Origin of the sequence: Thalassotalea marina, from assembly GCF_014656435.1 — a bacterium.
Lineage (GTDB): Bacteria > Pseudomonadota > Gammaproteobacteria > Enterobacterales > Alteromonadaceae > Thalassotalea_C > Thalassotalea_C marina.
The window spans coordinates 1-2,569 of sequence record NZ_BNCK01000021.1 but is presented as its reverse complement, the minus strand read 5'-3'; the positions used below and the strand labels follow the sequence as shown (position 1 = coordinate 2,569).

The window sequence follows — 2,569 nt, the reverse complement described above, 5'->3', positions numbered from 1 at the left end:
GCGGTCTTCACTGCGTGATCGAGTTGATCGACACCCGCCGTGACACGCTCCATGAAGTGCCTGCCTGCGTCTGTTAGCCGAACGCCCCGCGCATGGCGCTCAAATAGCAGGACACCAAGGTTATCCTCCAGCGCTTTCACACGCGCGCTGACGCTCGACTGGCTGATACCAAGTGCCTTGGCCGCATGCCGAAAATTCAGATGCTCGGCGACGGCGATGAACTGAACAAGGGAAATGAGCGGTATCCTGCCAGACAGGATACCGACATTCACGAGGTTTCGATGGTTAGTGCGCCGCATCGGAGCGGGCCTGCTACCAGTCGTCGGTTAGACGACTGGCGACTTCTCGGTGGCAGCCCCACGGAGCCGAAGGAGCACCAGCCCCAACGAAACCAGTACCGCCATCGCCGTGGCGTAACAGATCACGGGCCACGCTGTGTCACCGTTTAAAAGTGCCACCGCCAATGTCCCGACAATGCTGACTATCAGGCTTTGAACGCAGAAGTAGAACGCGACCGCTGATCCCGCGATGTCGTCGAACTCTGCCAAAGCGCCGTTCGCGGTAACGGACACCGTGAAGACAATACCGACCGCGACAACCCACATCGGTAGGATGAAGGTGAGGAATGACGGCGAGCCGTAAAGTTCGCCGATCCCCAACAGGACCGCTCCGCAAACAAGCAACGCCATCCCACGCGCCACGCATCCTGCGATGCCCCATCTGGCGACAAAGGACTTCGCGAAACGGGTTGTCACGATCATTACAAGCGCGACAGTGGCGAAGGCAAAGCTGAATCCGATCTCGGAATATTCCGCTTGGCCTATGAGCACACGGGGAGCCGTCGAGAAGAAGACGAAGAAGGTGCCCATACCGGCGCTAAAGCCGACAGTGTAAACCCAAAAAGCCGGACTCGCGAAGATCGGCAAGACAGATCGGCGCGTCTTGACTTGATCCAGAGGGCGGGTTTCGTGCCATCTGAATCCGGCATGCGCGGTGGCAATCAACGCAAGCACAGCAAGTGTGGCGAAGATTGCGCGCCAGCCGAAAAACTCTCCAATCAGAGCGCCAGCGATAGGGCCGAGTGCCGGGACAAACGCCAGCATCGAACTTAGGAGGCCATAGATGACTACCCCTTCGGGCCTCTTGGCATATACGTCGCGAACCGTTGCAAACATCGCGACGAGCATTGCGGATGCGCCGATGGCTTGCACCACACGGAAAGCAATGAATGCTGTAGCCGTGGAGGACCATGAGGCACCGAACGACGCGACGATGAAAAGCATGGCTCCGGCCAGAAGCACAGGCCGTCGACCTATGCGATCCGAAAGCGGGCCAAATACTACTTGGCCCACACCGAGCATCACCATGTAGAGGCTCAGCGTGAGTTGGATTATGGATGGAGTCGTATTCAGGATGCCCGGCATCGCTGGAACGACTGGAAGATAAATATCCATCGCCAGCGAAGCGAGGATGTCGAAGGGTGCCATAAGCAGCAAAGCTGCCGGCAGGGTGTAGGCCCACGCGGGGCGTGTGTTGGTCATGACGAATCAACCTCTCGAATAGAAAAATACCGGGCGGCGTCTGCTCGTCAGCAATCAGACTAGGGATTGGGTCTTACAGAGCGCCGCAACAACAATACTGGTTGTTGCGGCTTACTTGTCTGCTGACTTGGAATTTCCCATCTGATTACTCCACGCTTACGAATATGAATTGCTACATTTTATCCGATTATCTTTTGCTTCGCAATGCGGCATGGGCGCACTCAGCGTTCCAGCCCCCTCTGCCGCCCTAACTGCCACGACACCGACCCGCCCTGCACGATGCCCATAACCTCGCGGCCGAGTTGGCGGTCGATGATCGGCCGCCACGGGACAAGGGTGAACTCATGGGATTTCTCGACCACGGCGAACTTGCCGCTCGATAGATGCACGGTTCCGGTAAACTTGCCGCTGACGCTCTCGCCGTCCGTGGCGGCGCGGAACGGCAGGCCCTTACTCAAAGCCATATCCGATCCGACGCCGGCTACCTCGCGCTCCCGCAGGATGGCGAGAAGGTTGCGCCGGTAGAAGACGCGGCTGTCCCGGCTGCGGGTGGCGTCGCCCTGTTCGATATGGTGCTCGCGGCGCTGGTCCATGGCTTCGCGGACTTGTTGCCCGAAGCCGGTTGGCGCAAGGTCGGCCGTCTCGCCGTGGATCAGCCGCCGGTCCAGCCAGGTCGCGCCGTCCGATCCGATCTGTTTGTTCAGATCGACCGGGGAAAGGACGCGAACGCTGGCCTGACTGTCTCGGCCGGCGTCATGGGCGGCGGCACGGCTGACCAGATCATCGGGGATGCGCCATTGGTCGGCGTCGATCCGCTCGACGATACCGGCCCGGCGTAGCGCCTCCAGCCGGCGCACATGGGCATCGACATAGCCCTCATAGTCGCCGCCTGGAACGCGGCACGTATAGGAAGAATAAACGCCCTTTTCACCCAAGTCCAACAGCTTTGGACCGCAGTTGACTCTTTCGACACCCCTGCGATGCAACCCAATCCGGCTGACGGGGAGCCAGCAACGCTGAAAATTTAC

The 2,569-nt window shown here is 59.5% G+C and carries 3 protein-coding genes; all 3 read right to left on the bottom strand.

The features are described 5' to 3' along the window. The coding region (locus IE199_RS21775) for a LysR family transcriptional regulator (protein WP_001100556.1) at positions 1 to 272 on the bottom strand (272 nt) is incomplete at its 3' end. A gap of 54 nt (positions 273 to 326) precedes the next feature. After that, on the bottom strand, positions 327 to 1,541 hold the full coding sequence (gene floR, locus IE199_RS21770; protein ID WP_149151645.1) for a chloramphenicol/florfenicol efflux MFS transporter FloR: 1,215 nt from the start codon (positions 1,539 to 1,541) through the stop codon (positions 327 to 329). Between the two features lie 221 nt (positions 1,542 to 1,762). Further along, a partial coding sequence (locus IE199_RS21765) for a DUF3363 domain-containing protein (RefSeq protein ID WP_223364268.1) occupies positions 1,763 to 2,569 on the bottom strand: 807 nt, incomplete at its 5' end.

Coding starts and splice junctions, on each gene's coding strand:
- floR (WP_149151645.1), bottom strand. CDS start 1,541: ATGACCAACACACGCCCCGCGTGGGCCTACACCCTGCCGGCAGCTTTG.